Annotated in this window: 3 protein-coding genes; all 3 read left to right on the top strand. The window is 74.9% G+C overall.

Annotated features, from left to right (window positions below):
• The first annotated feature begins 375 nt into the window (after nucleotides 1-375).
• From HCN52_RS22290 to HCN52_RS22280, 3 genes are read left to right on the top strand one after another with little or no spacing between them, the layout of a single operon-like run.
• Entirely contained in the window at nucleotides 376-1,137 is a 762-nt protein-coding gene (locus HCN52_RS22290) for a DeoR/GlpR family DNA-binding transcription regulator (protein ID WP_168090234.1), read from the top strand.
• The gene (gene pfkB, locus HCN52_RS22285; RefSeq protein WP_168090233.1) at nucleotides 1,134-2,102 is read left to right on the top strand and encodes a 1-phosphofructokinase; all 969 of its coding nucleotides are present in this window, start codon (nucleotides 1,134-1,136) and stop codon (nucleotides 2,100-2,102) included. The genes HCN52_RS22290 and pfkB overlap by 4 nt, the downstream gene beginning before the upstream one ends.
• Nucleotides 2,099-4,309 (top strand): PTS fructose transporter subunit IIABC, encoded by a 2,211-nt coding sequence (locus HCN52_RS22280; protein ID WP_168090232.1) that lies wholly within the window; start codon nucleotides 2,099-2,101, stop codon nucleotides 4,307-4,309. The genes pfkB and HCN52_RS22280 overlap by 4 nt, the downstream gene beginning before the upstream one ends.
• Nucleotides 4,310-4,355: the final 46 nt, after the last annotated feature.

The raw sequence follows: 4,355 nt of genomic DNA, 5'->3' as shown, positions 1-4,355 counted from the left end.
CTGCTGGTCAGCAACCGCGCGCCGCAGCCGTACGTGGCCGGCGGCAGCGCACGCGCCGCGGCCGGTCAGCCGCGCCCGGTGCGCCTGGGCGAGGAGGACGCCTCCTCGGTGGCGCTCGCCCACTGACACGGACCCCCGGGGCCGCCGGGCCCACCGACACGGTGACGCCGTCCCACCTCCCGGGTGGGGCGGCGTCGCCGTGTCCCGGCGGCGGGCGGTCGTTCGCGGCGTCCGGCCCGGCTCGTCCGTCCCGATGGCCACACCCACCCCTCCTGTCCGATCGTGACCGTATGGTTTGGCTTTCTGTTTACTTCGCGGAATTCCAGTCGTAGTCTGTCAACGACGGACACACTCGGGCATGAACGGACGGCAGTCATGTATGCAGCCGAACGTCAGCAGCAGATCCTGCGGCTGGCCACCGAGGAGGGAAGAGTCGAGGTCCCGGCACTCGCCGCCGACTTCGGTGTCACCCCCGAGACGGTCCGCCGCGACCTCAAGGCGCTCGCCCGCGCCGGACTGCTCCGCCGCGTCCACGGTGGTGCGATCCCCGCCAACGCACTCGACTTCGAACCCGACCTCAGCGAACGGGAAGCCACCGCCGTCGGGCAGAAGGAACGCATCGCCCGCGCCGCCGTCGAGGAACTCCCCGAGCACGGCAGCGTCATCCTCGACGCCGGCTCCACGACCGCGGCGGTCGCCGCGGCCCTCCCGCTGGAGGCGCGGCTCACCGTCCTCACCCACGCCCTGCCCGTCGCCGCCCGGCTGGCGGACCACCCCGGCACCGAACTCCACCTCGTCGGCGGCCGCGTCCGGACCCGCACCCGGGCCGCCGTCGACGACTGGGCCCTGCGCACCTACCGCGAGGTCACCGCGGACGTCGTCCTCGTCGCCGCCAACGGATTCGGCATCGACGCCGGACTGACCACCCCCGACCTCGCGGAGGCCGCCGTCAAGCGCGCCATGATCGCCGCCGCGCGCCGCGTCGTGCTGGTCGCCGACTCCAGCAAGGCCGGGCAGCGCCACTTCGCCCGGTTCGGGGACCTCACCCAGGTGGACCTGCTGATCACCGACGACGCCCTGGGTGACGAGCAGGCCGCCGCCATCGAGGTAGCCGGCACGGAGGTCCGGCGCGCATGATCCTCACCATCACCCCCAACCCCAGCCTCGACCGGACCTACGACATCGCCACCCTGGAACGCGGAGCCGTCCTGCGCGCCGAGACCGACCGCGTCGACCCCGGCGGCAAGGGAGTCAACCTCTCCCGCGCCGTCGGCGCCGCCGGCCTCGACACCACCGCCGTCCTCCCCCTCGGCGGCCCCGAGGGGGCTCTGCTGGCCCGGCTCCTGGAACGGCTCGGGATCGACGTGGCAGGGGTCGACATCACCGGCTCCACCCGGGTCAACGTCGCCGTCATCGAGGCCGACGCCACTCTCACCAAGATCAACGCGGCCGGCCCCCTGCTGGCACCGGCCGAGGCGGACGCACTCCTGGCCCGCGTCCGGGAGCACGCCCCCCACGCCGCGTGGACCGCCTGCTGCGGCAGCCTGCCGCGCGGCCTCGGTCCGCAGTGGTACGCCGAGCTCGTGGCCACCGCCCACGCCGCCGGGGCCCGCATCGCCCTCGACACCTCCGGGCCGTCCCTTCCGGCCGCGCTGGCACAGCGCCCGGACGTCATCAAGCCCAACACCGAGGAGCTCGCCGAAGCCGTGGGACGCCCGGTCACCACCATCGGCGAGGCGCTGGCCGCCGCCGAGCAGCTGAGAACCGCCGGCGCCCGCGCCGTCCTCGCCAGCCTCGGAGCCGACGGGCAACTGCTCGTCGAGGACGGCGGGCACTACTGGGGCCACGCCCCCGTCGGGACCGTCCGCAGCGATGTCGGCGCCGGCGACGCCTCGCTCGCCGGCTTCCTCGCCGCGGGCGGCACCGGCCCGGCCGCCCTCGCCGCAGCCGTCGCCCACGGTGCCGCGGCGGTGCAACTCCCCGGCAGTTCCATGCCGACCCCCGCCGACCTGCGACCCCACGAGGTCACCGTCACCGCCGACCCCACCACGGGTAGGCCGCTCTCCTCACCCGCAGTCCCCGCCACCGGAGCCGCCCGATGAGCCCCACCGACCGCCACCACGACCCCGCAGCGCCCGCCGCAGCGACCGGCGACACCGCAGCCGGGCCCCTCATCACCGCCGACCTGGTGGACCTCCGTCTCGACGCCACCACCAAGGACGCCGCGGCCCGCTCGCTCGCGGAACGCATGGTGGCCGCCGGGCGCGTCACCGACCTCGACGGCTTCCTCGCCGACGTGGCGGCCCGCGAGGCGCAGATGCCGACCGGCCTCGACGGCGGCATCGGCATCCCGCACTGCCGCAGCGCCCACGTCACCGAGCCCACGCTGGCCTTCGGCCGCAGCGCCGACGGCATCGACTTCGGTGCGGCGGACGGCCCCGCCGACCTGATCTTCCTCATCGCCGCGCCCAGCGGCGCGGACGACGCGCACCTCGGCATACTCTCGGCCCTCGCCCGCGACCTGATGCGCCAGGAGTTCACCGCCGCGCTGCGCGCCGAGTCCGACCCGGCCCGCGCGGCAGCGCTCGTCCGCGGCGAGGCCCCGGACACCGCCGGCACCGACCCGGCACCGGCCGCGCCGGACACCCGCCCGACCGAGCCCGGCCAGGCGCCGACCGCGGCACCGGGCGCCGATGCCGACACCGCAGACACCGCCGAGACCGCCGACGCGGCCGAGACCGCCGACACCGCCGACGCGGCCGCCGACCCGGCTGCCGCCGCGGCTGACGGACCGGCCGCGGACGGCCCCGCGCCGGAGCGGCCGCTTCGGCTGATCGCCGTCACCTCCTGCCCGACCGGCATCGCCCACACTTACATGGCGGCCGAGTCGCTGCAGCAGGCGGCCGAGGCCGCCGGACACGAGATCACGGTCGAGACCCAGGGATCGGCCGGCTTCACACCGCTCGACCCGGCAGTGGTCGCCGCCGCCGACGCCGTGATCCTCGCGCACGACGTCGAGGTCCGCGAGAAGCACCGCTTCGCGGGGAAGCCGGTCGTCGACGTCGGCGTCAAGGCGGCCATCAACCGTCCCGCCGAACTCGTCGAGGAGGCCCGCCGCAAGGCGGAACGCGGTGAGGTGACCGCGGCGGCCCCGGCCGGAGCCGCGGCCCCCATGGACGCCGGTTCCGCGTCCGGCGACCACATCGGCGTGCGGTTGCGCACGTGGCTCATGAGCGGCGTCAGCTACATGGTGCCCTTCGTCGCCGCCGGTGGACTCCTGATCGCGCTCGCCTTCGCGATCGGCGGCTACGAGATCACCGACGCCCCGTCCGTGATCGACCAGTTCACCTGGACCAGCACCGAGAGCTGGGCCGCGCTGATGTTCCAGGTCGGCGGTACCGCCTTCGACTTCCTCATCCCGGTGCTCGCCGGGTACATCGCGTACGGGATGGCCGACAGGCCGGGACTGGTACCCGGGTTCGTCGGCGGCGCCATCGCCGTCACCATCGAGGCCGGGTTCCTCGGCGGTCTCATCGGCGGCCTGCTCGCCGGCGGAGTCGTCATGGCGATCCAGCGGGTCCGGGTGCCCGACGTGCTGCGCGGCATCATGCCCGTCGTGGTCATCCCGCTGCTGTCCACCGCTGTGGTCGGCACCCTGATGTACGTGGTCATCGGTCAGCCCATCGCCGCGGCCCAGGAGGGCATGACCGACTGGCTGTCCGGGCTCTCCGGCGCCAACGCCGTCCTGCTGGGTGTCCTGCTCGGCCTGATGATGTGCTTCGACCTCGGCGGCCCGGTCAACAAGGTCGCCTACGCGTTCGCCATCGGCGGCATCGCCGCCTCCTCGCCGAGCCAGGCCAGCCTGGAGATCATGGCCACCGTCATGGCGGCCGGCATGGTCCCCCCGCTGGGCATGGCCCTCGCCACCGTCGTGCGGAAGCGGCTCTTCACCCCCTCGGAGCGGGAGAACGGCAAGGCGGCCTGGGTCCTGGGCGCCTCCTTCATCACCGAGGGCGCCATCCCGTTCGCCGCCGCCGACCCGCTGCGCGTCATCCCGGCCTCCATGGCCGGCGGTGCGGTGACCGGCGCGCTGACCATGTCCTTCGGCAGCACGCTGCGCGCCCCGCACGGCGGCATCTTCGTGGTCCCGCTGATCGGCAGCCCCTTCCTGTACCTCGTGGCGATCGTGGCCGGCACGGTGGTCACGGCGGGACTCACCGTCGTGCTCAAGGGGCTGCGCCCCGTGCCCGGCACCGCGCCGGGCACGGCCGCGGCCGCTGAGCCCGCCAAGGCACCGGCCGGCGTCTGACGCACCGGGCCCCGTGGCTGCCCCGGCGTGCTCGCCGGGACAGCCA

It is taken from the genome of Streptomyces bohaiensis, assembly GCF_012033785.1.
In the GTDB taxonomy this organism is placed as follows: domain Bacteria; phylum Actinomycetota; class Actinomycetes; order Streptomycetales; family Streptomycetaceae; genus Streptomyces; species Streptomyces bohaiensis.
Note: the sequence above shows the minus strand (reverse complement) of the source record. Positions and strands in the feature narration are given on the sequence as shown.

Coding starts and splice junctions, on each gene's coding strand:
- pfkB (WP_168090233.1), top strand. CDS start 1,134: ATGATCCTCACCATCACCCCCAACCCCAGCCTCGACCGGACCTACGAC.
- HCN52_RS22280 (WP_168090232.1), top strand. CDS start 2,099: ATGAGCCCCACCGACCGCCACCACGACCCCGCAGCGCCCGCCGCAGCG.
- HCN52_RS22290 (WP_168090234.1), top strand. CDS start 376: ATGTATGCAGCCGAACGTCAGCAGCAGATCCTGCGGCTGGCCACCGAG.